At 30.3% G+C, this 24,714-nt stretch carries 22 protein-coding genes; 13 read left to right on the top strand and 9 right to left on the bottom strand.

The window, feature by feature from the left end; all coding sequences use genetic code 11:
• Window positions 1–16: 16 nt before the first annotated feature.
• On the bottom strand, window positions 17–457 hold the full coding sequence (locus LPB136_RS09565) for a single-stranded DNA-binding protein (protein ID WP_072556108.1): 441 nt from the start codon (window positions 455–457) through the stop codon (window positions 17–19).
• 40 nt (window positions 458–497) lie between these two features.
• Window positions 498–1,541 carry an A/G-specific adenine glycosylase gene (mutY, locus tag LPB136_RS09560; protein WP_072556107.1) on the bottom strand — a complete coding sequence of 348 codons (1,044 nt, stop codon included), beginning with the start codon at window positions 1,539–1,541 and terminating at the stop codon, window positions 498–500.
• A gap of 113 nt (window positions 1,542–1,654) precedes the next feature.
• Here mutY and LPB136_RS09555 point away from each other — a divergent pair, with 113 nt between their 5' ends.
• A complete protein-coding gene (locus tag LPB136_RS09555) occupies window positions 1,655–1,963 on the top strand; it encodes an HU family DNA-binding protein (RefSeq protein ID WP_303435322.1) in 309 nt (102 codons plus the stop codon).
• Window positions 1,964–2,244: 281 nt separating this feature from the next.
• A complete protein-coding gene (locus tag LPB136_RS09550) occupies window positions 2,245–3,774 on the top strand; it encodes an Rne/Rng family ribonuclease (protein WP_072556105.1) in 1,530 nt (509 codons plus the stop codon).
• 60 nt (window positions 3,775–3,834) lie between these two features.
• On the opposite strand, the gene LPB136_RS09545 is transcribed toward LPB136_RS09550, so the two are convergent.
• Together LPB136_RS09545 and LPB136_RS09540 are read right to left on the bottom strand one after the other, a co-directional pair.
• Window positions 3,835–4,464: a hypothetical protein gene (locus LPB136_RS09545; protein WP_072556104.1), complete on the bottom strand. Its 630-nt coding sequence runs from the start codon at window positions 4,462–4,464 to the stop codon at window positions 3,835–3,837.
• Window positions 4,465–4,470: 6 nt separating this feature from the next.
• On the bottom strand, window positions 4,471–6,108 hold the full coding sequence (locus tag LPB136_RS09540) for a hypothetical protein (RefSeq protein WP_072556103.1): 1,638 nt from the start codon (window positions 6,106–6,108) through the stop codon (window positions 4,471–4,473).
• A 127-nt stretch (window positions 6,109–6,235) separates the two neighbouring features.
• On the opposite strand from LPB136_RS09540, the gene LPB136_RS09535 reads away from it, so the two are divergent.
• Complete coding sequence (locus tag LPB136_RS09535; protein ID WP_072556102.1) at window positions 6,236–6,514, top strand: helix-turn-helix domain-containing protein; 279 nt, start codon at window positions 6,236–6,238, stop codon at window positions 6,512–6,514.
• Here LPB136_RS09535 and LPB136_RS09530 read toward each other — a convergent pair.
• Both LPB136_RS09530 and uvrC read right to left on the bottom strand, forming a co-directional pair.
• Window positions 6,492–8,693, bottom strand: coding sequence for a patatin-like phospholipase family protein (locus tag LPB136_RS09530; RefSeq protein WP_072556101.1), 2,202 nt, complete (start codon window positions 8,691–8,693; stop codon window positions 6,492–6,494). The two genes, LPB136_RS09535 and LPB136_RS09530, sit on opposite strands and share 23 nt — an antisense overlap.
• Entirely contained in the window at window positions 8,690–10,486 is a 1,797-nt protein-coding gene (gene uvrC / locus LPB136_RS09525; RefSeq protein WP_072556100.1) for an excinuclease ABC subunit UvrC, read from the bottom strand. Before uvrC ends, LPB136_RS09530 begins: the two co-directional genes overlap by 4 nt.
• 65 nt (window positions 10,487–10,551) lie before the next feature.
• Here uvrC and moaA point away from each other — a divergent pair, with 65 nt between their 5' ends.
• The 8 genes from moaA to LPB136_RS09485 all read left to right on the top strand — a co-directional run bounded on the left by moaA (window position 10,552) and on the right by LPB136_RS09485 (window position 17,903).
• Window positions 10,552–11,544 carry a GTP 3',8-cyclase MoaA gene (gene moaA, locus LPB136_RS09520; protein WP_072556099.1) on the top strand — a complete coding sequence of 331 codons (993 nt, stop codon included), beginning with the start codon at window positions 10,552–10,554 and terminating at the stop codon, window positions 11,542–11,544.
• Between the two features lie 82 nt (window positions 11,545–11,626).
• Window positions 11,627–11,818, top strand: a complete 192-nt coding sequence (locus LPB136_RS09515; protein WP_072556098.1) for a hypothetical protein — start codon at window positions 11,627–11,629, stop codon at window positions 11,816–11,818.
• Window positions 11,819–11,823: 5 nt separating this feature from the next.
• Entirely contained in the window at window positions 11,824–13,017 is a 1,194-nt protein-coding gene (locus LPB136_RS09510; RefSeq protein WP_072556097.1) for a molybdopterin molybdotransferase MoeA, read from the top strand.
• Between the two features lie 34 nt (window positions 13,018–13,051).
• Window positions 13,052–13,408 carry a four helix bundle protein gene (locus LPB136_RS09505; RefSeq protein ID WP_072556096.1) on the top strand — a complete coding sequence of 119 codons (357 nt, stop codon included), beginning with the start codon at window positions 13,052–13,054 and terminating at the stop codon, window positions 13,406–13,408.
• A 25-nt stretch (window positions 13,409–13,433) separates the two neighbouring features.
• Window positions 13,434–13,907 carry a cyclic pyranopterin monophosphate synthase MoaC gene (gene moaC / locus LPB136_RS09500; RefSeq protein WP_072556095.1) on the top strand — a complete coding sequence of 158 codons (474 nt, stop codon included), beginning with the start codon at window positions 13,434–13,436 and terminating at the stop codon, window positions 13,905–13,907.
• Window positions 13,900–15,057, top strand: a complete 1,158-nt coding sequence (locus LPB136_RS09495; protein WP_072556094.1) for an NTP transferase domain-containing protein — start codon at window positions 13,900–13,902, stop codon at window positions 15,055–15,057. Before moaC ends, LPB136_RS09495 begins: the two co-directional genes overlap by 8 nt.
• Window positions 15,057–16,133 (top strand): HesA/MoeB/ThiF family protein, encoded by a 1,077-nt coding sequence (locus LPB136_RS09490; RefSeq protein ID WP_072556093.1) that lies wholly within the window; start codon window positions 15,057–15,059, stop codon window positions 16,131–16,133. The genes LPB136_RS09495 and LPB136_RS09490 overlap by 1 nt, the downstream gene beginning before the upstream one ends.
• Window positions 16,134–17,903, top strand: coding sequence for a MutS-related protein (locus LPB136_RS09485; RefSeq protein ID WP_072556092.1), 1,770 nt, complete (start codon window positions 16,134–16,136; stop codon window positions 17,901–17,903).
• Window positions 17,904–17,993: 90 nt separating this feature from the next.
• Here the strand turns inward: LPB136_RS09485 and LPB136_RS09480 are convergent, their stop codons facing one another.
• Entirely contained in the window at window positions 17,994–18,416 is a 423-nt protein-coding gene (locus tag LPB136_RS09480) for a molybdenum cofactor biosynthesis protein MoaE (RefSeq protein WP_072556091.1), read from the bottom strand.
• A 65-nt stretch (window positions 18,417–18,481) separates the two neighbouring features.
• Here LPB136_RS09480 and LPB136_RS09475 point away from each other — a divergent pair, with 65 nt between their 5' ends.
• Entirely contained in the window at window positions 18,482–18,754 is a 273-nt protein-coding gene (locus LPB136_RS09475; RefSeq protein ID WP_072556090.1) for a DUF3817 domain-containing protein, read from the top strand.
• A gap of 104 nt (window positions 18,755–18,858) precedes the next feature.
• Here LPB136_RS09475 and LPB136_RS09470 read toward each other — a convergent pair whose 3' ends face one another.
• Entirely contained in the window at window positions 18,859–19,101 is a 243-nt protein-coding gene (locus LPB136_RS09470) for a MoaD/ThiS family protein (RefSeq protein WP_072556089.1), read from the bottom strand.
• Between the two features lie 721 nt (window positions 19,102–19,822).
• Window positions 19,823–22,270, bottom strand: coding sequence for a DUF5686 and carboxypeptidase regulatory-like domain-containing protein (locus LPB136_RS09460; protein WP_072556087.1), 2,448 nt, complete (start codon window positions 22,268–22,270; stop codon window positions 19,823–19,825).
• 142 nt (window positions 22,271–22,412) lie between these two features.
• Here LPB136_RS09460 and LPB136_RS09455 point away from each other — a divergent pair, with 142 nt between their 5' ends.
• Complete coding sequence (locus tag LPB136_RS09455; protein WP_072556086.1) at window positions 22,413–24,701, top strand: NADP-dependent malic enzyme; 2,289 nt, start codon at window positions 22,413–22,415, stop codon at window positions 24,699–24,701.
• Window positions 24,702–24,714: the final 13 nt, after the last annotated feature.

Below are 24,714 nucleotides of genomic sequence, written 5' to 3'. Positions count from 1 at the left end.
GTGGTTTTTAGTTTAATTAAAATGGTAAATCGTCTTCCTCTTCGGGAGTAACCGTTTTTTCTGTTGGTTTTTTGGCAACTGGTTGGTTTGTTGCTGGCGGAATATTTGTATTTCCGCTATCTTTTTTAGGAGATAACATTGTCATTTCTGTAACCTGAACTTCAGTTGAATAACGTTTTACGCCATCTTGTTCCCATTGACGGTTTTTTAGTTTCCCCTCCACATAAACCTTATCGCCTTTTGTTAAATATTTTTCGCAAACTTTAGCCAAACCATTTCTAACAACAATATTATGCCAATCGGTAGTAGTAACTTTTTCTCCAGTTTGTTTATTGGTGTAACTTTCTGAAGTAGCTATTGGAAAACGTCCAACACAATTTTGATCATCAAAATAATGCATTTTTACTTCGTCTCCTAAATTACCAATTAATATAACTTTGTTTATTGTACCTGCCATAGCTTTAATTTTTACTGTATATCAAAGATAAGTAATTTTGTTATTCAGTTGATAAATAGTTGTCTAAAAACTTTGAAATTAACACAGGAACGGGTTGTTCTTTAACAATTTTCCAGTTGTAAGTTTTTATTTTTACTTCGGAAGTTTTAACAATCCAAAATCGAGTGTGTAAATGTTGATGCGATAGTTTATGTACAATCTCCTTTGTGTTAAAGAGAGAAATAGTGCTTTCAAAAGGGAATAAGTTTTCAAATTCTTCAGAAGCTACTACTTCTTTTTCATCAATATTTCTTGAAGTTTCTAGCAATGGAAATTGATACAGATTTTGCCAAATTCCTTTACCTTTTCGTTCTTCTATAATTGTTTCATTTTTATCAGTTACTGCAACTAAGAAATTAAAATAACGATGTTTTATTTTAATCTTCTTTTCTTTTATGGGAAGCTCTTTTATTAGCTTTTTTTCAAGCGCAACACAACTGTTTGCTAGCGGACAGCTATGACACAACGGATTTTGAGGTTTGCAGTGAAGCGCGCCAAAGTCCATAATTGCTTGGTTGTATGTTCCTGGTTGTTTTGAGTCGATTAAAGTTTGTGCTAATGCTTTAAACTCTTTTATTCCTGCAGAAGAGTTAATAGGTGTTTTAATTCCGAAGTATCGAGATAGTACTCTATAAACGTTTCCGTCTACAACAGCGTTTGGTTTATTAAAACATATAGATGCTATTGCAGATGCTGTGTAATCTCCAATTCCTTTTAATTGTAATAGTTCTTTGTAATTATCCGGAAATTCTCCATTTAATTCACTTGCAATATGTTTTGCTGTAAAGTGTAAATTACGTGCTCTTGAATAATATCCTAAGCCTTGCCATAATTTTAACACCGTATTTTCTTCCGCTTTAGCGAGGTCAAAAACCGTAGGAAATGCTTCTGTAAACTTTAGAAAATAAGGTAAACCTTGAGCAACTCTTGTTTGTTGTAGCATAATTTCGCTAAGCCAAACAAAGTATGGGTTTTTGGTTTTTCGCCAAGGTAATTCCCTGTTATTTTGTAAGTACCAGAAAATTAAAGTGTTAGAAAAAGCCATAATTAAAAATTAAAGTTGCAATATTACGTTTTAAAATTAAGTTTTTTTTAATGTTAAACATTTTCGGAATAGATTAATTATCATATATTTGCACCCGCATTTTAAGAAAACAAATACAAAAATATAATATTATGACGAAAGCAGATATCGTATCTAAAATTTCAGATAAATCAGGAATTGAAAAGGCAGATGTATTAGCAACTGTTGAAGCTTTTATGACTGAAGTTAAGGGTGCTTTAGAAAATGGAGACAATGTTTATTTAAGAGGTTTTGGTAGTTTTATCATCAAAACAAGAGCAGAAAAAACAGGAAGAAACATTTCGAAGAATACAACTATAAAGATTCCAGCACACAATATTCCAGCTTTTAAGCCTGCTAAAACATTTACAGAAGGAGTAAAAAGCAAAGTATTAGTTAAATAATAACAACCGACCTTTAAAAGGGTTTTAAAACATTAAACATTATGCCAAGCGGTAAAAAAAGAAAGAGAGCAAAGATCTCTACACACAAACGTAAGAAAAGAGCTCGTGCAAATAGACACAAGAAGAAAAAGTAAGCTTTAGCTTACTTTTTCGTTTAATTACGAGACACAAACAAAGTTCATTGACATTGAGATTGTCACAAATCAATCTCGCACGGTATATACATACCTTACAATAAAACCATCTACACAATTAAGTGTAGTGTTAAAACTTTTCAGATTATGAAAACTGAATTAATAATTCGTTCAAATGCATCTGATATTGATTTTGCCTTATTAAAAGATGGAAAACTTATTGAATTAAATAAAGAAACAAGTGATAATAAATTCTCTGTTGGCGATATTTTTCTTGCCAAAATAGGAAAAGTATTATCGGGTTTAAACGCCAGTTTTGTAAATGTTGGTTACCCAAAAGATGGTTTTTTACATTACCATGATTTAGGGCCACAGGTACAATCTTTAAATAGTTTTATTAAGAAAGTAAGCACAGGTAAGTATAAAGAATTCACTTTAAAGAACTTTCAATTTCAGAAAGACATTAACAAAGACGGTAGCATTAACGACGTACTAAAATCTGGTCAAAACTTATTAGTACAAATTGTAAAAGAACCTATTTCTACAAAAGGCCCAAGATTAAGCTCAGAGCTTTCTATAGCTGGTAGATATTTAGTTTTAGTTCCTTTTTCTAATCGAGTATCTGTATCTCAAAAGATAGAAGATCCAAAAGAAAAAGAACGTTTAAAAAGATTAGCAAAAAGCATTAGGCCTAAAGGGTTTGGTGTTATTTTAAGAACTGTTGCAGAAGGAAAAAAAGTAGCAGAACTTGACAAAGATTTACAAAACTCATTAGAGCGTTGGAAAACTATGTGTAAGCGCATTGCAAACACAAACACACCAACAAAAATATTGAGTGAACTTAACAGAGCATCTTCTATCTTAAGAGATGTAATGAATGAATCTTTTACAAACATTGTAACCAACGATAAAGATTTGAAACAAGAAATTAAAGAGTATTTACAAGAAATTTATCCCGAAAAGGAAAATATTGTAAAACTTCATCGTTCAGAGACTCCAATATTTGAGAAATATGGGATAGAACGTCAAATAAAAACATCGTTTGGAAAAACAGTTTCTATGAGCAAAGGTGCCTATTTAGTAATAGAGCACACCGAAGCACTACACGTTATTGATGTTAATAGCGGAAACCGTTCTAACAAAGCAGGTTCTCAAGAAGACACAGCATTAGAAGTTAACATGATTTCTGCCACAGAAGTTGCACGACAATTACAATTGCGTGATATGGGTGGAATTATAGTTGTTGATTTTATTGATATGCATAAGGCTGAAAATAGAAACAAATTATTTCAGCATTTAAAAGAACAAATGTCTTTTGACAGAACAAAGCATAAAATATTACCGCCAACAAAATTTGGTTTGGTACAAATAACGCGTCAACGAGTAAGACCAGAGTTGAGCATTAAAACTACCGAAGCCAATCCAAATAAAAATGGCCAAGTGGAAGCCCCAATTGTTTTATTAGATAAGATTGAAGCAGAATTAGAAAAAGTACTTTCTAATCCTAAAAATAAAAAGGTAGCATTAAATGTGCACCCTTTTATAGCAGCTTATTTAACTAAAGGAATTAATTCTATTAGATTTAGATGGTTTTTACAACACAAAAAGTGGATTACTATTATACCTCGTGATGCTTATACTTATTTACATTACAAGTTTAAAATTAAACGTAAATAAGAGGCAAACTTTTATCATATTAAAAGTCCCGCAACAAATTTGTTGCGGGACTTTTTTGTTTTAAGAAATAGACAACCCTTTTTGACATTTAATTTGCCACACATAATTAACTTTTTCTAGGTATAATAAAGTAGAAACTCCATTTAAGCGTCCTTTAGAAGCTCCTACTATAATTATAGCTTTATTATATTCTTTATTAAAAGCAATTCTTGAAAAATTTAATAACAAATCCATTTTATTAAAACCACTCCATGGTAATTTTTTAAATTCTTCTTTATATTGAATTAAAGTATCTTTTCCATATATAGTGACTTTTGATACATCAATTTTTTTATTTTCTTTCAAGCTATTGAATTTTTCTAATAATTTATCATCCACTATGCTACATTTACCTCTAAAACTATAGTTTTTTTCTACTCCAAATATGTTTTTATTTACAGCAATAGTTTTCTTATTTATTAATTGATTGTAGTGATACTTATAAATCCACAAACTATCTTGAATTGTTAATTTTTGATTTTTGGCACCTGGTGGTCTCGTTAACATAGGAGGTAAAACAATATAACTTTTATATTCATCTAATAGAGAAGTAACTATTTGATAAGTATTCTCTTCTTCATAGTTTCTAATCTTTTCCTTTTGACAAGAAAAAAAAATGACTACTAAAATTAAATAGGATGTAGCTTTCATAATATTCTAATTACAATTCTGATTAAAAGTTTGGGTATTAAAAGGACTTGTTGAATTAACTAAAGCTTGTTTTTGGGAAAAACCTGCATCATTCAACGGTATATAATTACCACTATTACTATCTAAATAATGATTAATTCCGTAAGGTCTCAAACCATCCCAAGCAAAACCCCAATAATAGTCTAAAGGGTATCTATTACCGTCTAATTCTCTAATTGCTTCTGCAACAGGCTTCACATATTTATCTGCCATATGTTCATGCTGAACAGTAGCATCTAAAAACATTGGATCTACTGTTGCTTTAAGATTAAAGTAATGATACATTAAGTTTGGTCTATCATTTACATCAACCCCATTATTTCTTTCCTGCACATACTTATAAAGTTCAGCATGTATACCTTCATGCAAAATAGTTGCAGCAAAATCTAAATAAGAACTATTTAAACCACCAGGAAATTTCATTTCAATGATTCCAATATCAATAAACTCATCGCTAGTACATTGAGAAGCTCCACTACTGCAAGGTCTGTAACTAATAATTAAATCATAATCACTATTTTCAAACTTCTTTATAGTACCTTTAAATAAACTTAAAGTTTTTAATCTTTTAAAAATACATTTAGCACTACCAATTAATTCATTAATAATTCTATCCTCAAAATCTACTTCTCCATCATCTACACCGTCATTATCTAGTGCTTCAATAGCCAGTTCTGCAAAGTTTTGGGTGTCTGTAGAGCATCCATTTTGACTAATAAAATTTCTTATAGCCGTTCTATTTCGAGGGGTTAAATTATTATATGAGTTTATATTTATTATTTCTGAATCTCTTAAACACTCTTCATAAGGCTGTATAGCACAATCTCCATCTAAATCTCCTTGGGTTGAAGCTTCACATGCAGGGTTTTGTGTTCCATTTCCTTCTCCTGGGTTATAATAACCAATATTAGATGAGTTTGTGTAGCTACTTCCAGCTCCATCATCTACAAAAATTGTTTCATAAGTCATTGTTGTTGTAGCACAATATTCGGGACAACCATCACATCCTTGATAACATGCTTGCCCAACTCCTCCATAAGTACAATGGTAGGTAGTCACCTCTCCAAAGTAATGAACCCAGCGAGATTGTAAATTATCTGGAACCCCATTTTCACTATAAACTTCTTCGATACTTGAGAATATTTTAGGAATTGAGGTATCGTTGTTTTTAACAAATAAAAAAATTGTACTTACCCATTCATTTTCTATTTTTCTTATCAGCAAATTATAAGTTTCATTTTCTACTATATTTTCTTTTAAATTAATCTTAAAGGAGAAAGAAGAATTATCAGATTCTATTACTAATTGTTTTACAAGAGTTGTATCAATTTCAAAATCTTCAAAGCGATACGTTTCATTTCTTTCCATTGTATTATTTTCAACTTCTCTCCGCCTGTTTTTTAAATGCTTTTTAAGGTTAAAAATTTTTGTTGTGTTTTTAAAGAAATCTAATGACACTTCATTTGGTTGTTTACCATCATGATGTCCAATTTCTTCTTTTTCAATAACAGAATTATCATCTTCACAATTCCAAAGAAATAATGAGGTTCCAAAAAGAATAATAAATAAGATAAGTATACGATAAAATCGTGTAATCTTTTTCATAGTAATAAAATTAAAGTTAGTAAATTTTTAGCAATAAGAAGACATCATAGCTTGTCTTCTAACAATTTTTCTGGTTAAATGTATAAATAAAATTCAAATAACACAAATATGTGTTTATAAAAAATTAATGCTATTCACACATTTGTGTGTGATAAACAAACAAGAAGAACTTTTTTTAAATAATATAGGTGATACACTAAAATATTTTAGAGTTCAAAAAAAAATGTCACAAGAAGATTTAGCAAATGATGCTGATATTCCTATTAATCAGATTGGTAGAATTGAGCGAGCTGAAATTAATACTTCTCTTTTAACAATCTTAAAGATTACAAACGCTTTAGAAATTTCATTTTTAGATTTCTTTCAAGAATTAGAAAATCTTTCTAAAACCAAAACCCAAGATTAAACAACCAATAATGCTCACTATGATCTGGAGACCAGCTGTATTTTAATTCTACAGGACCAACTAGGGTTTCTATACCGTAACCAAATGCATAGCCAGATTTAATGTCTTTAAATAATTCTCCTCCAAGAAAAACATTCTTTTCTACACGAGCAAAGTTGGCTAAACCTGTTACATAATGCTTATCAAACAAACGATATCTGAGTTCAAGCTCCGAACGTAAAAAACTTTGGTTGGTTAATTCACTTACATCATAACCATACATTTGGTAAAATGTATTAATGTAATTTTTATTATAACTACCAAGTCTATAATCAAAAACTTCGGAGTCCTCTTCGCCTAGAGTAAAACCAGCTTCAGAAGTATATTGCAAGGTAAGTTTATCCCAAAATGTTGTAGCAAAGCTAATGGTTCCATCTATCTGTGAAAACTGATTAAAATCGCCTGCTGATGCATCTAATTTATGTAGAATTTCATTTCTATCTGACCACATATACCATTTAAAACCTAAGTTAGCATAGAAGCCTTTTGTTGGAAATTGGCTTTTATCAAAAGTATCTAATCTTAAAAAACCAAAAGTATTTACATAGTTGCTGTCATCAAAAAAAGTGTCTTGGTTGTTGGTTAAAAAAGTATCTGAGGATACTTCAATATTTTTATGCTCTACTCCAAAACCAAAAGCAAATTTTTTATCTATAGTAGTTTGTATATAGAATGCATTTGTAAAATCTCTATATCTAATATCAATCTTATTAATATTATTTGTGTTAAAAAACACATTAGAGGAAAATGTATTATATCTTGATGAAAACCCATAACTCAACGGTAGTCCATTGTCTACAAAGTATTCTAAATTATAGCGAATCCTGTCTCCAACAACGACATCAACTGATAATTCATCATTTTTAAACAATAATTTTTTATGATTGTAATTTAATAAAACTCCAGATTTATAAAGTAAATCGTAGTGCACACCTAGTTTTAAAAAAGACTTGGTTTTATCTTCTTTTACTTTAAGTACCAATTTTTTTCCACTAAACGATTTCTCAAAATGATAATCTATACGTTCAAAATTTTTGGTAGCTGTAAGTGTGTTTATTTTTTTTGATAATTCTTTGTAAGAAATACTATCTCCTTCTTTAATTAATAGTTTACCAAGTATGTAGTTTTTAGAGTAATTTTTATTTCCTTCAATTATTATTCTATCTAATAGAAAAGGCTCTTTATTTAGATTAATTTTTACTTTCGGTCTTTTTATAGTTTGAAGTTTGGCAATACTATCAAAAACAGCTTTATAAGGTTTGGCAACCTTTATTCCTTCATTAATAATAGCTTCCGTATTTTCAAAAGAGATAACATTGTACTCAAGAATATCTGGACGTAAATAAATATTTACTAATTTAATTTGATCATCTGCTTTTTTATACATCTGAAAATTAATTATTTGCCCTAATATTGATGCAACCGAAGATAATTCTTCTCTATTGTATAAATTACCCTGAACGTTTACGCCAATTATAATATCTACGCCTTTTTTCTGCATAATATCTACCGGGAAGTTATTTACAACACCTCCGTCAATAATTAGTTTACCATCAACTTCAACAGGATTTAATAAAGAAGGGAAAGAAGCACTAGCTCTTAAAGCCAAAGGAAGAGAGCCTTTTTCCATGAGTACTTCATTTCCCGTTTCCATATCAGTTCCAATACAAAAAAATGGAATAGGTAGTTTTTTGAAATCCGTAATTCCATCAACTGGGGCTAATAATTCAGTTAAAAAATTCAGTACATTTTGTCCTTTTGATAAGCCTAACGGAAGACCAATTGTGTTATTTCTAATTGGTAAAGATATTGCGTGTTTTTCTCCGTGAGCTTTTTCAAAATAGGGTTTTTCTCTTCGTGGAATTTCATCACGTAGCAAAGGCATAAAAGATGTTTTGCCTACAATTTCAAGTATTTGTTCAGAAGAATAACCGCTAGAATATAATCCGCCAATTATAGATCCCATACTGGTTCCTCCAATATAATCTATTTGCACATTTGCTTTCTCTAATTCTTGTAAAACGCCAATATGAGCAAATCCTTTTGCGCCACCGCCACTTAAAACTAAACCAACTTTGGGTTGTTCTTGAGAAAATACAAAAAATGATACAAGTAATAGTAAGTAAGTTAGCTTTCTCATTGCTTTTTTTGGTTGAAATATTCGTATACTTTTTTAGCTCTTGCGTTACCAATTTCTGAAGAAAGTTCATCTAAAGTAGCAGTTTTAACACGCTTAGCCGATTTAAATTTACGTAATAAAGTTGTAATAGTTTGCTTGCCAACATCAGGAATTTGCTCTAATTCAGATTGAATAGCACTTTTACTCCTTTTGTTTCTATGTAATGTTAAGCTAAATCGATGCGCTTCATTACGTAAATATTGTATAATTTTAAGTGATTCTGATTTCTTGTCTAAATACAACGGAACCGAATCTCCTGGATAATAAATTTCCTCTAATCGTTTTGCAATTCCGATTATCGCAATTTTCCCACGTAAACCTAAAATATCTAAACTTTTTAAAGCAGATGAAAGTTGTCCTTTTCCACCATCAATAATTATTAATTGCGGTAAAGGTTCGTCTTCTGCAAGTAAACGCTTGTAACGTCTGTAAACTACTTCTTCCATGGAAGCAAAATCATCTGGACCTTCAACCGTTTTTATATTGTAATGTCTGTAATCTTTCTTACTCGGTTTTCCGTTTTTAAATACTACACAAGCAGAAGTGGGATTGGTTCCTTGAATGTTAGAATTGTCAAAACATTCAATATGTCTTGGTTCTTCAGAAAGACGTAAATCCTTTTTCATTTGCGCCATAATCCTTTTTACATGACGATCTGGATCAACAATTTTTATTTGCTTAAACTGTTCCATGCGATAATACTTAGCATTTCTTTCTGATAACTCAACAATACGCCTTTTATCACCTAATTTTGGAACGGTTACTTTTGTGTTTTCGCCTACATCAACCTTAAAAGGAACATAAATTTCTTTAGATTGAGAATTGAATCGTTGGCGCGTTTCAATAATAAAAAGTTCTAGTAACTCTTTATCAGATTCATCTAATTTTTTCTTAATTTCTGTAGTGTAAGATTGAATTATAGAACCGTTTGCAATCTTAAAAAAGTTAACATAACCGTGTGTTTCATCAGAAATAATAGAAAAAACATCTACATTATTTATCGTTGGGTTTACAACGGTAGATTTTGCTTGGTAATTAGCCAGTAAATCTAATTTTTCTTTAATTTTTTGAGCCTCTTCAAATTCCATTTTTTCAGCAAAATCAAACATCATTTCCTTGAATTTCGCCAGAGTTTCTCTAAAATTCCCTTTAATAATACTTCTAATTGCTGTTATTTCTTGCTGATAATTTCCTTCAGTTTGCAAACCTTCACAAGCACCTTTACAGTTTCCTAAATGATACTCTAAGCAGACTTTATATTTTCCTGTGCTAATTTTTTCTGGATGTAAATCAAAAGCACAAGTTCTTAACGGATAAATTTCTTTTATCAAATCTAGCAAGGCTCTAACGGTTCTTACGGAAGTGTAAGGTCCAAAATATTCAGAACCATCTTTTATTACATTTCGAGTTAAAAATATTCTTGGGAAACGTTCTTTTTTAATACAAATCCAAGGATATGTTTTATCATCTTTTAAAAGAATATTGTAACGAGGTTTGTGCTTTTTAATTAAGCTGTTTTCCAATAATAATGCGTCAGTCTCAGTATTAACAACAATATGTTTTATGCTGACAATTTTCTTTACTAAAACACGTGTTTTACCATTTTCGTGATTCTTGGTGAAGTAGGAAGTAACACGTTTTTTTAAGTTTTTAGCTTTACCAACGTATAAAATTCCATCGTCTTTATCAAAATATTGATAAACACCAGGTGAATTTGGTAGTGTTTTTAGTTGAAGTTCTAATGGAGTTGGCATTAAACGAAAATACAATTTTTATTAATTCTATATGCTGAAAAATGTAGAATTACTACCTTTACGATATGAGTAAATTAATAGACAATTTTGGGCGTCAAATAAACTACGTTAGGTTAGCGGTTACAGATCGCTGTAATTTGCGTTGTCAATATTGTATGCCAGCTCACGGAATTGATATTGTGCCAAGAAAAGAATTGCTAACTTTTAAGGAAATGTATCGTTTAATTCGTGTTTTAACAGAGTTGGGCGTAAATAAAATTCGTTTAACTGGAGGTGAACCTTTTGTACGTAAAGATTTTGTTGGGTTTTTAGAAATGTTGTCTTTTAACGATTTGTTAGAAGATATAAATATTACCACAAATGGCGCGTTGATTTATAATCATATTGAAACCTTAGAGAAGCTAAAAAAAGTAAAGAATATCAATTTAAGTATTGATAGTTTAAAAGCCGATAAGTTCAACGAAATTACACGTAGAAATGTTTTTGATGAAGTTTTTAAAACCATGGAAGCTTTAGAAAAAAGTAGTATGAATTTAAAACTGAATGTTGTTGTACAATCTGGTATTAATACAGATGAAATTAACGATTTTGTTCGTTTAACAAAAGACAAAAACATTACAGTTAGGTTTATAGAAGAAATGCCTTTTAATGGAAAAGGACAGCGAGAAATGCAGGAGAATTGGACTTTTAAAAAGATTTTAAATGAAATAAAAAGTGAGTTTTTGGTTGAAGAAATTCAGTCTGAAAAATCATCAACTTCGCGTAATTTTTCAATTGAAAATCACGTAGGTTCCGTTGGAATTATTCCTGCTTTTACAAGAACAATTTGTAACGATTGTAACCGAATTAGAATCACTTCAACCGGAACATTTAAAAATTGTTTGTTTGATGATGGAGTTTTTAATCTGCGAGATTTTATAAGAAATGGTGCTTCAAATGACGATTTAAAAGAGCTCTTTTTAAGTTTGATAAAAGAAAAGCCAGAAAATGGTTTTATAGCAGAAGCAAATAGAACAAAAGGAGATGTTTCCGAAAGTATGAGTACAATTGGAGGTTAGTTTTTCGTTTATTTGTTTATTCGTGTAACTGTTTAAAAGTCTGGATGTCATTCCTGCGTAGGCAGGAATCTAAAAAAGTAAAATGGAAGAGAAATTAGGAGATACTTTAATAGGTTCAGCTATGTTGGTTTTAGGAATTGTTTACTTTGTTTACAGAGTAGGTAAATCTAAAAGAGATAATGATAAAGGCATTTGGGAAAGAGTTAGTAATATAGATTCCTGGGGTATAATTGCTATTTTAATATTAGGTGGAATTGTAATAATTTTTAGATAGTTTTAATGATTTCAGTAGAGCAAGCAAAAAATATAATTTTAAACTCAACTCAAGATTTTGGCGTTGAAGAAATTCCGTTTATAAAGTCTGTTGGTAGAATTTTAAAAGAAGATATTGTTGCAGATAGAGATTTTCCTCCGTTTAATAGAGTTTCTATGGACGGAATTGCAATTAATTATACTTATTTCAAAAACGGACAAAGAGGTTTTAAAGTTGAAGGAATTCAAGCTGCAGGAAGTGAACAATTGTCAATGCAATATGCTGATAATTGTATTGAAGTAATGACTGGAGCAGTTTTACCAAACAATTGCGATACCGTTATTAGATATGAAGATGTAGTCCTTGAAAACGGAATTGCAATAATTACTGTAAATGATATAAAAGACAAACAAAACATTCACGTAAAAGGAAAAGATAAAAGCAAAAATGACGTTTTAATTGCGAAAAATAAATTGATTTCTGCTGCAGAAATTGGCGTTTTTGCAACCGTTGGAAAATCAGTTGTAAAAGTTGCAAAACAACCCAAAGTACTAATTGTTTCTACTGGAGATGAGTTGGTTGGTGTTGATGAAATTCCGCTTGAACATCAAATAAGAAGAAGCAATGTTTTTACCTTAGTTTCTTTGTTGGAACGATTAGATATTCCGTCAGAAACAACACATATAACTGACGATAAACCAGTTTTAAAATCTAAAATAGAAACGTATTTACAAGAATACGATGTCTTGCTTTTTAGTGGCGCGGTTAGTAAAGGAAAATACGATTTTTTACCTGAAGTTTTTGATGAATTAGGTGTTAAAAAACTATTTCATAAAGTAACTCAAAGACCAGGAAAACCATTTTTCTACGGAAAAACAAATAATTGTAATGTGTTTGGATTTCCAGGAAATCCAATTTCGACTTTTGTAAACTGTTTGGCGTATTTCTATCCGTGGTATTATAAATCTATTGGATTAAAAACCAAAGAAGAAACTGCAATTTTAAATGCAGATGTAACTTTTAAATCTAATTTAACTTATTTTTTACAGGTACAATTAGAAACTAAACTCGGACATTTAGTAGCAACTCCAATTAAAGGAAATGGTTCTGGAGATTTAGCAAGTTTGGTTAATACAGATGCTTTTATTCAATTACCAAACGATAAAACAGAATTTAAAAAAGGAGAGGTTTTTCCGATAATTGCCTATCGGAGTTTTTAGTTTTTAATGTTTAGTTTTGAGTTAAAAAATAGTTATGAAAGAAAGTATAGTGCAGAGAAAGAGTTTTCAGTTTTCTTTAAAGATAATATCACTTTATAAAAAACTTCAAATTGAAAAAGAATTTATAATTTCAAGACAAATATTAAGAAGTGGAACTTCAATTGGAGCAAATATAGAAGAGGCTTTAGCGGGACAAAGTAAAAGAGATTTTACAGCAAAAATGTCAATTTCTTCAAAAGAAGCAAGAGAAACTAAATATTGGTTAAGGTTATTAAAAGAAAGTGATTTAACAAAAATTGATGTTGCTAATGAGCTTTCAGATATACATGAGTTAATTAGAATTTTGACTTCTATAGTTAAAACATCGCAAAGTAACTTAACTAAAAATTAAACATTTAAAACTAAAAACTATTTAAATGAATTTTTCACATTTAAATTCCAAAGGAAATCCTAAAATGGTAAATGTTTCTGATAAGAAAATTACCAAACGAACAGCAATTGCAAAAGCAACAATGTTTTTAGGGAAAGAAATAATTTCTCATTTTACAAATGATGAATTGATTACTAAAAAAGGACCTGTTTTTCAAACAGCAATTATTGCTGGAATTCAAGCAGTAAAAAAAACGTCAGAATTAATACCAATGTGTCATCCGTTATTAATTAATGGAGTTGATGTTGATATTAATATTGTAGATGAAGAAAATATAGAAGTGCTTTGTAAAGTTACTATTGAAGGTAAAACGGGCGTAGAAATGGAAGCTTTAACAGGTGCAAATATTACATGTTTAACTATTTATGACATGTGTAAGAGTATTAGTCAAGAAATGGTGATTAAAGAAGTAATGTTACTTGAGAAAACTGGAGGGAAATCAGATATTAAAAATGAGTAAACATAAAAAACATACAAACTTAGAAAGGCGAAATAACGATAATTTTGCTCCAAATGAAATAGCTATTTTGGGTGCAAATTGTGGTGTTATTTCTGATTTAGTTTCTGAAGTTTCTAAAAAAATATCAGATTATAAATTAGCTTATTTTGATGCTTCGCATGCAAAAGATATTGAAGAGAATACGTTATCTGAATATGTTTTTCATCATCAAGGAAATGTACAAATAACTACTTCTGGAAACATAAATAAATTTCAGCAACGCTTAGATTTTTCGAAATTTGATTATGTTTTTGTCAATGGAAATCATTACCAAGGAGCAAAACAAATTCTAATTTTAGATGAAGCAAAAGAAGCTTCTGTTTTAAAAAGATTAGAACAATTAGACAGTATTCAATTTGTGATAAAATTGAAAAAGGAAACTGCCTATTTTGATTTTCTAGTTGAAAAATATCCACAGATAAAAAACTTGATTTGTTACACAATTGATGAAGTTGATAAAATTGCAAATCATATAAATAATCTCATTCAAGAAAAGATTGCTCCAATTAAAGGTTTGGTCTTAGTTGGCGGGAAAAGTACCAGAATGGGAGTTGATAAATCGACTTTAGAGTATTACGGGAAGCCACAAAAGGAATTCGCAAAGGAATTGTTAGAAAGTAATAATATAGAAACCTTTTACTCGGTTCAACCTTTCGACTCCGCTCAAGGCGACAAGGAAGATGCAAATGTCATTTCGAGCGCAGTCGAGAAATCTCAAGAAATTCACGATACATTTTTAAATTTAGGTCCTTTTGGCGGAATTTGTTCTGCGTTTCAAAAAGACCCAAATTCTGCTTGGATTGTTTTAGCTACAGACTTGCCTTTTGTAGATAAAAACCTGATTAGACAATTATTGAAAAGAAGAAATAGCAGTAAAGCAGCAACGGCTATTAAAGGAAAAGATAAAGATTTTCCTGAACCATTGATTACAATTTACGAACCAAAAGCATATCCTATTTTGTTGCAATATTTAGCGCAAGGATACTCTTGCCCTCGAAAAATGCTAATTAATTCGGATGTAGAAATTGTTGAGGTTGATGATGCTTTTATTAGAAATGTAAACACTTCAGAAGAGTTTGAAGTTGCTAAAAAAGAGATTGAAAACTTGTAATGAAATCAACAAAAAAACAACTTTTTAAACGCCAAGTTACACTTCAAGAAGTTGGAGAAGAAGGGCAACAGAAACTACAAAACGCAAAAGTTTTAGTGGTTGGTTGTGGAGGTTTAGGAAGTCCAATTGCAGTGTATTTAGCTTCAAGTGGTGTTGGTAAAATTCATTTAGTCGATTTTGATACTGTTGATATTACCAATTTACATAGACAAGTTTTCTTTTTATTAGAAGATGTTGGTAAATCAAAAGCTGCCGTTTTATCAGAATTTATAAAGAAGAGAGCACTATTTACGGAAGTTAGCTTTAGTGATTATCCAATCACAAAAGAGAATGTTTTTGAGCTAATTTCTGAATATGATATTATTGTAGACGGAACGGATTCTCTACCAACAAAATACTTAATAAATGACGCTTGTGTTTTAAAAGATAAACCCTTGGTGTATGGTTCTTTGTATAAGTTTGATGGTTACGTTTCTATATTTAACACTTTACAAGAAGACGGAACAAGAAGTTCTAATCTGCGAGATGCGTTTCCAAAAATGGCAACAGATATTCCAAATTGCGAAGAAGCTGGAACTTTAAATCCTATTGTTGGCATGATTGCTATGCAACAAGTTAATGAAGTTTTAAAGTGGATTTTAAAGTTAGATAAATTACTGATTAGACAATTATTAGTTTATAATTTTTTACAAAACACGCAATTGAAAATGAAGTTGAATAATACGGTTTCAAAAGAACAAATTCAGCACATTTTTGCAAACGAAACTTATTTTGATGCAAGTTGTGAAATTAGAAACCCAGACTGGTTAATATCTGCTGACACACTAAAAAGTAAGATTAATGAGGTGGAAATTATTTCAGTAATAGCAAACCAAGAAGTTGAATATCCATTTAAGGTTGATGAGAATATTCCACTTTCTCAATTAGAAAAGTCTGATTTTATTCCGAAGGAAAACAAAGAATATGTTTTTGTCTGTCAAAAGGGAAATTCAAGTTATACTGCAACAAAATTATTAAAAGAAAAATTTCCTGAAGCAACTATATTAAGTTTGGTTGGTGGAATTACAAATTACTAAATGAAAAATCCAATAGAATTTTATACAGAAGTAAAATCTGACTTAGAAGGACAAGCTGCTGTTTTAAAAAGAAAATCAATTAATTTAAGTGTATTTAGGTTTGCTGTTTTTTTAACAACTGCTTTTTTGGTATATCTAACTTTTGGTAAATATCCAGATGTTTTTATCATCGCTTTTTTGGGTATTTTACTGTTTAGTTTTCTGGTAACAAAACACATCGATTTAAAAAGAAAAAGGGCAATTATTGATGCTAAAATATCCTTAAATACTACAGAGATAAAAGCGTTAAATCGTGATTTTCATGATTTAGAAACTGGAGAAAAATTTATTAATCCATCTCACTTTTACAGTAATGATATTGATTTATTTGGAAAAGGTTCTTTTTTTCAATTTGTAAATAGAACTACAACTAATGATGGACAAGAATTACTAGCAAATACATTTACAGAAAATAATATTGATGACATTGTTAAGAAACAGAATTCCATAAAAGAGTTGTCTGTAAAAGTACAATGGAGGCACCATTTTGCAGCTTTGGCAAGTTTGGTTTCTGTAAAAAATACATCAAAAAGCATTGTAAATTGGCTTACTAATTACACTGCTGTATTTCCAAAATTCCTATCTATAATTCAAGTTGCTTTCTCAATTGCATCTTTAATGTTAATTGGTTTGCTTTCTTTTGGTCTTATTTCATTTTCAATATTAGTTTTGTGGTTTTTTATTGGACTCGCCATAACAGGAGTTTTCTTTAAAAGAACGCAAAAATTATATAATGATACAAATGAGGTTAGAAAGATATTTAAACAATATCATGTATTGTTAAATGAAATTGAAAATGAGGAGTTTACTTCAAAAATATTGATAGAAAAGCAAAAAATCATCAATTCAGAAAACAAAAAAGCATCAACTATTTTTAAGGAGTTTTCTAAAATATTAGATGCGTTTGATCAGCGAAATAATATCTTAATTTCTGTGGTAGGAAACGGACTTTTTTTATCAGAAATTAGAAATGCGGTAAACGCAGAAAAATGGATTATCAACTATAAACATACTGTAAAAGACTGGTTTAATATTGTTGCTTTTTTTGATGCTCAAAATTCGTTAGCTAACTTCCATTTTAATCATCCAAAGTTTGTTTTTCCTGAAATTTCTTCAGCAAATGAAATTATAAAATCATCTAATTTAGGACATCCTTTATTAGATGCTAAAAAGAGAATTGACAATGATTTTTTAATTGATGACGAACAATTTTTTATTGTTACAGGAGCTAATATGGCTGGGAAAAGTACGTTTTTAAGAACCGTTTCCTTGTCTATTGTTATGGCAAATTGTGGTTTACCTATTTGTGCAGATTCGTTTTTGTATTCGCCAATAAAACTAATTACAAGTATGCGAACTACCGATTCTTTAACGGAAGACGAATCTTATTTTTATTCCGAATTAAAGCGATTAAAATTTATTGTTGATGAGATTAAACAAGAAAAATACTTTATCATTTTAGATGAAATTTTAAAAGGAACCAACAGTAGAGACAAAGCAATTGGTTCTAAAAAGTTTGTGGAGAAATTGACAAAATCGAAATCGACCGGAATTATAGCAACACACGATGTTAGTTTGTGCGAATTAGAAAATGAGTTTTCAGAAATTAAAAACTATTATTTTGATGCGGAAATTATTAAAGACGAATTGCATTTCGATTACACCTTAAAAAACGGAGTTTGCAAAAATATGAATGCTTCTTTTTTGTTGCAGAAAATGGAGATAGTTTAGTTTTCTGTCATTCCTGCGAAGGCAGGAATCTCATTAATAAAAGTATAGATTCAAAAAATAGATTCCTGTCTCCACAGGAGTGACAAGTTGTTACGGATGTGCATTCACCCAAACTTCGCCATCAGAAAAATGTTCTTTTTTCCAAATTGGAACTGTTTCTTTTAATGTGTCAATAGCAAACTGACAAGCATCAAAAGCTGCTTTTCTATGTTTTCCAGACGCGGTAATTATTACAGGAACCTCACCAATTTGCAACATTCCTTCTGCATGATGAATGGCAATTCTTTCAATTTTAAATTTCTCCAACGCTAAATCAGCAATTTTTTGTATTTCTTTAATCGCCATTGGTTTGTAGGTAGAAAAATCTAACTGAGTAACCTCTTTTCCTTGTGTGTCGTTTCTAACAGTACCAACAAACGCAGCAATTCCACCACAAGAATCGTGGGTTACAAAATTGTAACATTCTTGTAAATCGAGTTTTTTAGACGTAACTTTTATTGAAGTTTTAGACATAATCAACACAAAAATAGCAAAACAAACTTGTATCTTTGCCAACTTAAATAAATATCTAATTTATTATGAAAAACATATTTAGAATTGTTAGTTTTTTTGAAGGAGTTTCTTACTTGTTATTGCTTTTTATAGCAACACCAATAAAGTATTTGCAAGGTGATGCATCTTACGTAAAAATGCTTGGAATGCCACACGGAATTCTTTTTATGCTATATATTGTTTTGGCAATTGTAATTAAAAAAGAAATGAATTGGAGCAACAAAACACTAGGAATTGTATTGTTGTGTTCTATTATTCCTTTCGGAACTTTTTACATGGATAAAAAGTATTTGAAGTAAGTTTAATTGTATTCAATCTTGTTATTCTGAACTTGTTTTAGAATCACATTTTTAGATTTCTCAATCGCCTAAAAAGGCTCATTTCGAAATGACAAGAAGTGATTTTATCCTCCAGAAACAGGCGGAATAATTGCAACAACATCGTTTTCTTGAAGCGTTAAAGTATTGTCTGCATAACTTTCATTTACAGCAATTGCATAGCTTTCTATGTTTTTTAACTGTGGATATTTTATCAATAACTCACGTTTTAAATTTTCTACAGAACTATTAGTGGCAACTTCAAAATCTAAAGATGAAGTTTCTAGTAAATCAGATGTAATTCCGAAAAGGAGTATTTTAATTTTCATTGTTTTTTTGAAGGTTCGCTAACGTTTATGTATATGGAAAGTTGCGTGTTTGCGTGCGAGGATTTTCCGAAGGAAAATCAGACGTAGCAAACGTGCAACGACCTTTTTTTTAGCCTAATACCAGCAATTTTTTATATACGGTGTTGGTGTTTCGTTTTTATTCTATTCAGTTTATTGCTTTTAATTTCTTAAATGTTTTAATCGAATGTGTCATTTTTAATATTCCATAAAGAAATAAAATCAAACTCAACAAAGTCCTAGAGATTTCAGAAAATGACAAATCCTTAATGTGATATACAGTCAAGATTCCTATAAAAAGCACAGTTATGGTTATTCCGATTAATATGTTTATTATAGTAGAAACCTTAATTCTATTTATTTCTTTTTTGCTTAATATTTCTAAATTATTATTGTGAAATTGATGTGATTTAACATTGTAAAAACTAACTGATAAAAAAAGGACAAGTAATAGTAGAATCAGTAGAATACTTCTATAGTCAAAAATTGTAGTTCCTTCATAAATTTCTTTAATCGTCAAGAAGATTCCAACAACAAAAAATAATTGTAAGAAATATGTCAAAAATTTGTATGTTTTCAATATTTTCATCTCGTTTGTTTAAATGAACACCAACTTAAATGATATGCCGAGTTTTAATTCGATATATCAGGAGTTAACAAAGTTACCAAAAAATATCTTTAGAGTAAAGATAAGCTCAATCAGTTAAAACAAACTCACACCAAAAACAAAACCATTGTTTGTTTGTCCGTTATAATTAGAACGCACATAATCTACACGTAAAACACGCCATTTCCCCCAACCAATATTGTCAATACCAACTGAATATTCTGTGTACGGTTTTCTATCTGCTGTAAACAATGCTTTTGCGCCACCAACTAAATGAAAGTTTAGTTTTTCAATTAGTGGAATTTTACCCAAAATAGCTCCTTTAAAGTTATGTTCTACATGCATTTCTGCGTACTTGTCGTTAGTGCTAAAAGCATAATAATCTAGTAAGTTAAATCGGTTTGTGTGATTGTTGTTTGGTGTTAGTTTTAATAGATTTCCGTTTGCATGAAGGTAATCCATTAAAGCAATATTTTTCTTTTCTAAAAAGATTCCTGATCGTATGTTGTATCTAAAATCTCCTAAATTACCAACAGTAATATTTTGGCGCAATCTTGCGGTAAATAAATCGGAATTTAATTGCTCATTATCTGCTCCAAAATTCTTGCGATATCCAATATATAAAGAAGGATATTTGTTGCTATCCATATTAAATTTTCTATTTGGATACAGTAAATACTTTTGACCAAAAGTTATGTTTGCGCCAACATTTAAAGACCAAATTTTATGCTCGTTAAACAATTGTGGATTGTTAGCTGTATAGCTAACATTATCTCTATTAATTGCTGAATAATTTGTGGTATTAAATAGCGGTTTTCTGTTTGCGTATTCCAAAGAACCATTTACTAAAATACCGTTTACCGCTTCTTGAGAGTAACCAACTCTAGCATAAGTTTTTTCGTAAATTTTTAAGTAATTACGTTCCCAAAAAATTGAATTAAAACTATTGTATAATTTAGAAATAGGATTTCTATTATTGAATTGTGGCGTACTAATTCCTCCAGAAACATTTAATCTTGGTCGTTTTAAATTATTCCACTTCTTATTGAAGTAAAAAACAGGTCTCAGTTTTTTTTCTGATAAACCATAATTTAAATCTACGCCAGTATTCCACCATTTCCCTTCATCATTTAAGCGTTTAAAATAGCTTAATCCTACTGTTGCATTATACCCTTTTACGGTATTGAAATTTATACTTGTTAATGGCGAATTAAAACTAACTCTCCAATCTTTATAAGAATTTCTGTACGTGTAACCTGTAATTGGAGAAAGCCAGTTTAGTTTGTTTCTTTTTACATCTACAGAATCTAAATATTTCTTAGACTTTCTAACAATTTTAATGCTGTCTTTTATGGTGTAATCTTTAGTTTCTTCAATAGTTAAAGGAACTGGACGTAATTTATTCCAGTAAACAGAATCTTTTTTTGTGGCTTGTTTTTCAAAAGATAATACTTGATTTGTAAATGTTTTATCCGTAAAATTTGGAGCGAAATCATATTCAGAATAAGCTGCCGAAAAACGACCGTTTATATTAAAACCAAACATTCCTATTTTAAAATCTACCGTTTGAGAAATTAAAATCCAGGTTTTTTGTGCTTCAGAAAAATTATAATTCAATTTAAAGTGCAATTTGTCAACCGCAGTAATGTTTACTTGTGTTCCGGTTACAGTTGCGTCAACTCCATACAACATCCAATCGTCTTCAACTACATAGATAAATCCGGTAAAAACACGGTCATTTTCTCTTTTTGGTGTTATTTTTATTTTGTTGATGAGTTTTCCATTTTTATCATAAAAGATTCCTTCTAATTTAAATTTGTAAAATCCAAAAGCGTTGTTGGCAATTGGTGAAACTAAATTAGCGTCTGCTACCACAACTTGATTTTGATAAAAATCGAAATTAGCTTCTTCAGCTCTGTTAAAAGAAATTCCGTTGTCGCGCCCGCTAACTTTAGAAGCTATAATGTGTTCTTTAAATTTTTGAGGTTTTTTCTGAAATGAAATGTTAGAAATGGTTTCAGAAAGATAGATGATTCCACTTCTTGTAGAATCTAATCCGCCGCCAAAATCCCCCAAAGTTTGTCCTAATATTTTTTCTGGAGCATCTTTAATTTTAAATAAGCCACGAGAATAAAATTTGGCAGTATAAGCAGCCATTTTATCGGTATTTTTCTCCTTGTTTGCAATTACATTTCTTATAATTTTATTTGCAGGATCTTCTTCCGAAGAAATTAAAACTTCCTCTAAAACAAATTCTTCTTCTGTTAGTTTTACGCTTAAATTATATGGAAAACTCTCAATTTTTACTTTTTTTGAAAGTGTTTTATAGCCTAAAAACTGAAAAATTAAAGTGTGATTACCAGTTTTTTTAATTGGTAAAATATATTCTCCATTATCATTTGTTGTAGTTCCGGTTACCGTTCCGTCTAAATAAACGCTAACAAAAGACAGTGCTTTATTATTTGTATCCGTTACAGTTCCTCTAATTTGAGAAAAAACAGCAATAGAAATAAATACAAAAAGTAGTGTAGTAATTTTTTTCATAGTATTTAGGTTGGATTTTACAAACATATAATATCATTAGATAGGTATTCGACTAAAAAACGTTAAAGATGTTACAAAAGTTTATTAATTATAAGAACTTCGAGCTAAACTATTATATTTGTTAGTTCAAATTAACAAACTTATGAGCGATTCTAGAAAAAGACACGAAGCTTTATTATACCATGCAAAACCTAAACCAGGGAAAATTGAAGTTGTACCTACAAAAAAGTATGCAACACAACATGATTTAGCTTTGGCATATTCTCCAGGAGTAGCAGAACCTTGTTTGGAGATTGAAAAAGATAAAAACAATGTTTACAAATATACTGCTAAAGGAAATTTAGTAGCTGTAATTTCTAACGGAACCGCAGTATTAGGTTTGGGTGATATTGGTCCAGAAGCCTCTAAACCAGTAATGGAAGGGAAAGGTTTGCTGTTTAAGATTTTTGCAGATATAGATGTTTTTGATATAGAGGTTGATGCAACTGACGTAGACAAGTTTGTAGAAACAGTTAAGGCTATTGCGCCAACTTTTGGGGGAATAAATTTAGAAGATATTAAAGCGCCAGAAGCTTTTGAAATTGAAAGAAGATTAAAGGAAGAGCTAGATATTCCTGTAATGCATGATGACCAACACGGAACCGCAATTATTTCTGCGGCGGCATTAAAAAATGCGTTAGAAATTAACGGAAAAGATATATCTAAAGTTAAAATTGTAGTAAACGGAGCTGGAGCTGCGGCAATTTCTTGTACACGTTTGTATTTAAAACTAGGTGTAAAAAGAGAAAATGTTGTTATGTGCGATAGCAAAGGTGTTATCAGAAAAGATAGGGCTAATTTAACGACTCAAAAAGCAGAATTTGCTACAGATAAAGATGTAGAAACTCTAGAAGAAGCAATGCATAATGCAGATGTTTTTATTGGTCTTTCAATGGGGAATGTAGTAACTCCAAAAATGTTATTATCAATGGCTAAAAACCCTATTGTGTTTGCAATGGCAAATCCAGATCCAGAAATTGGGTACGATTTAGCAATAGACACAAGAGATGATATTATTATGGCAACAGGAAGATCAGATCATCCTAACCAAGTTAATAATGTGTTAGGTTTTCCGTTTATTTTTCGTGGAGCGCTAGATGTTAGAGCAACAGCAATTAACGAAGAAATGAAAATGGCTGCTGTGCATGCTTTGGCAGATTTAGCAAAGAAATCGGTGCCAGAACAAGTAAATATTGTGTATGATGAAGTGAGTTTATCCTTCGGAAAAGAATATATAATTCCAAAACCATTTGATCCACGTTTAATTTATGAAATTCCACCAGCAATTGCTAAAGCAGCAATGGATTCTGGAGTAGCTTTAGAGCCAATTTTAGATTGGGATAAATATCGCGAAGAGTTAATGGAACGCTCAGGAAGTGGAAGCAAAGAAATTAGATTACTACATAACCGAGCTAAAAGTAACCCTAAAAGTATTGTTTTTGCAGAAGCGGATCATTTAGATGTGTTAAAAGCTGCACAAAGAGTACATGAAGAAAAATTAGGAAAACCAATTTTATTGGGAAGAAAAGACCTTATTTTAGAACTAAAAGAAGAAATAGGCTTTACAGCAGATGTGCCAATTATAGACCCAAAAACGGATGAAGAAAAAGAGAGAAGAACTCGTTTTGGAGAAGCCTATTGGAATACAAGACAGCGTAAAGGAAGAACTTTGTCTGAAGCAAAAAAGTTAATGCGTGAACGTAACTATTTTGCTGCAATGATGATAAATGAAGGCGAAGCTGATGCTTTGGTTACAGGATATTCTAGACCTTATCCAACGGTTGTAAAACCAATGTTAGAGTTAATTGAAAGAGATAAAGGTGTTAGCCGTATTGCAGCAACTAATTTAATGTTAACAAAACAAGGCCCAATGTTTTTGGCGGATACAACTATTAATGTAAATCCAACTGCAAAAGATTTGGCTAAAATTTGTCAGATGACATCTCAGTTGGCAAAAATGTTTGGTATGAAACCAAATGTAGCAATGTTATCTTTTTCAAACTTTGGCTCTTCAAATACAGAGACTTCTAGAAAGATTAGAGATGCGGTTTCTTATATTCATCGTCATTTTCCACATGTAAATGTTGATGGAGAAATTCAGGCAGATTTTGCGTTAAATTCAGAAATGTTAGCAAAAGAGTTTCCTTTTTCTAAATTAAATGGTAAAAAAGTAAACGTGTTAATTTTCCCTAACTTAGAATCGGCAAATATTACCTATAAATTATTAAAACAAATTGATAAAGCAGAGTCTATTGGGCCAATTATTTTAGGATTTAGTAAACCTGTGCATGTTTTACAATTAGGTGCAAGTGTAGATGAAATGGTAAATATGGCTGCAGTTGCAGTTGTGGATGCGCAAAACAAAGAAAACAGGGCAAAATTAAAGAACTAAAAATCAGTTTTTC

Origin of the sequence: Tenacibaculum todarodis, from assembly GCF_001889045.1 — a bacterium.
In the GTDB taxonomy this organism is placed as follows: domain Bacteria; phylum Bacteroidota; class Bacteroidia; order Flavobacteriales; family Flavobacteriaceae; genus Polaribacter; species Polaribacter todarodis.
This window is presented reverse-complemented; position numbering and strand designations above follow the sequence as displayed.

What these genes read in the sequence shown, in the direction of transcription:
- LPB136_RS09565 (WP_072556108.1), bottom strand. Translation starts at nt 457, where the DNA reads ATGGCAGGTACAATAAACAAAGTTATATTAATTGGTAATTTAGGAGAC.
- mutY (WP_072556107.1), bottom strand. Translation starts at nt 1,541, where the DNA reads ATGGCTTTTTCTAACACTTTAATTTTCTGGTACTTACAAAATAACAGG.
- LPB136_RS09550 (WP_072556105.1), top strand. Translation starts at nt 2,245, where the DNA reads ATGAAAACTGAATTAATAATTCGTTCAAATGCATCTGATATTGATTTT.
- LPB136_RS09545 (WP_072556104.1), bottom strand. Translation starts at nt 4,464, where the DNA reads ATGAAAGCTACATCCTATTTAATTTTAGTAGTCATTTTTTTTTCTTGT.
- LPB136_RS09540 (WP_072556103.1), bottom strand. Translation starts at nt 6,108, where the DNA reads ATGAAAAAGATTACACGATTTTATCGTATACTTATCTTATTTATTATT.
- LPB136_RS09535 (WP_072556102.1), top strand. Translation starts at nt 6,236, where the DNA reads ATGCTATTCACACATTTGTGTGTGATAAACAAACAAGAAGAACTTTTT.
- LPB136_RS09530 (WP_072556101.1), bottom strand. Translation starts at nt 8,693, where the DNA reads ATGAGAAAGCTAACTTACTTACTATTACTTGTATCATTTTTTGTATTT.
- uvrC (WP_072556100.1), bottom strand. Translation starts at nt 10,486, where the DNA reads ATGCCAACTCCATTAGAACTTCAACTAAAAACACTACCAAATTCACCT.
- moaA (WP_072556099.1), top strand. Translation starts at nt 10,552, where the DNA reads ATGAGTAAATTAATAGACAATTTTGGGCGTCAAATAAACTACGTTAGG.
- LPB136_RS09515 (WP_072556098.1), top strand. Translation starts at nt 11,627, where the DNA reads ATGGAAGAGAAATTAGGAGATACTTTAATAGGTTCAGCTATGTTGGTT.
- LPB136_RS09510 (WP_072556097.1), top strand. Translation starts at nt 11,824, where the DNA reads ATGATTTCAGTAGAGCAAGCAAAAAATATAATTTTAAACTCAACTCAA.
- LPB136_RS09505 (WP_072556096.1), top strand. Translation starts at nt 13,052, where the DNA reads ATGAAAGAAAGTATAGTGCAGAGAAAGAGTTTTCAGTTTTCTTTAAAG.
- moaC (WP_072556095.1), top strand. Translation starts at nt 13,434, where the DNA reads ATGAATTTTTCACATTTAAATTCCAAAGGAAATCCTAAAATGGTAAAT.
- LPB136_RS09495 (WP_072556094.1), top strand. Translation starts at nt 13,900, where the DNA reads ATGAGTAAACATAAAAAACATACAAACTTAGAAAGGCGAAATAACGAT.
- LPB136_RS09490 (WP_072556093.1), top strand. Translation starts at nt 15,057, where the DNA reads ATGAAATCAACAAAAAAACAACTTTTTAAACGCCAAGTTACACTTCAA.
- LPB136_RS09485 (WP_072556092.1), top strand. Translation starts at nt 16,134, where the DNA reads ATGAAAAATCCAATAGAATTTTATACAGAAGTAAAATCTGACTTAGAA.
- LPB136_RS09480 (WP_072556091.1), bottom strand. Translation starts at nt 18,416, where the DNA reads ATGTCTAAAACTTCAATAAAAGTTACGTCTAAAAAACTCGATTTACAA.
- LPB136_RS09475 (WP_072556090.1), top strand. Translation starts at nt 18,482, where the DNA reads ATGAAAAACATATTTAGAATTGTTAGTTTTTTTGAAGGAGTTTCTTAC.
- LPB136_RS09470 (WP_072556089.1), bottom strand. Translation starts at nt 19,101, where the DNA reads ATGAAAATTAAAATACTCCTTTTCGGAATTACATCTGATTTACTAGAA.
- LPB136_RS09460 (WP_072556087.1), bottom strand. Translation starts at nt 22,270, where the DNA reads ATGAAAAAAATTACTACACTACTTTTTGTATTTATTTCTATTGCTGTT.
- LPB136_RS09455 (WP_072556086.1), top strand. Translation starts at nt 22,413, where the DNA reads ATGAGCGATTCTAGAAAAAGACACGAAGCTTTATTATACCATGCAAAA.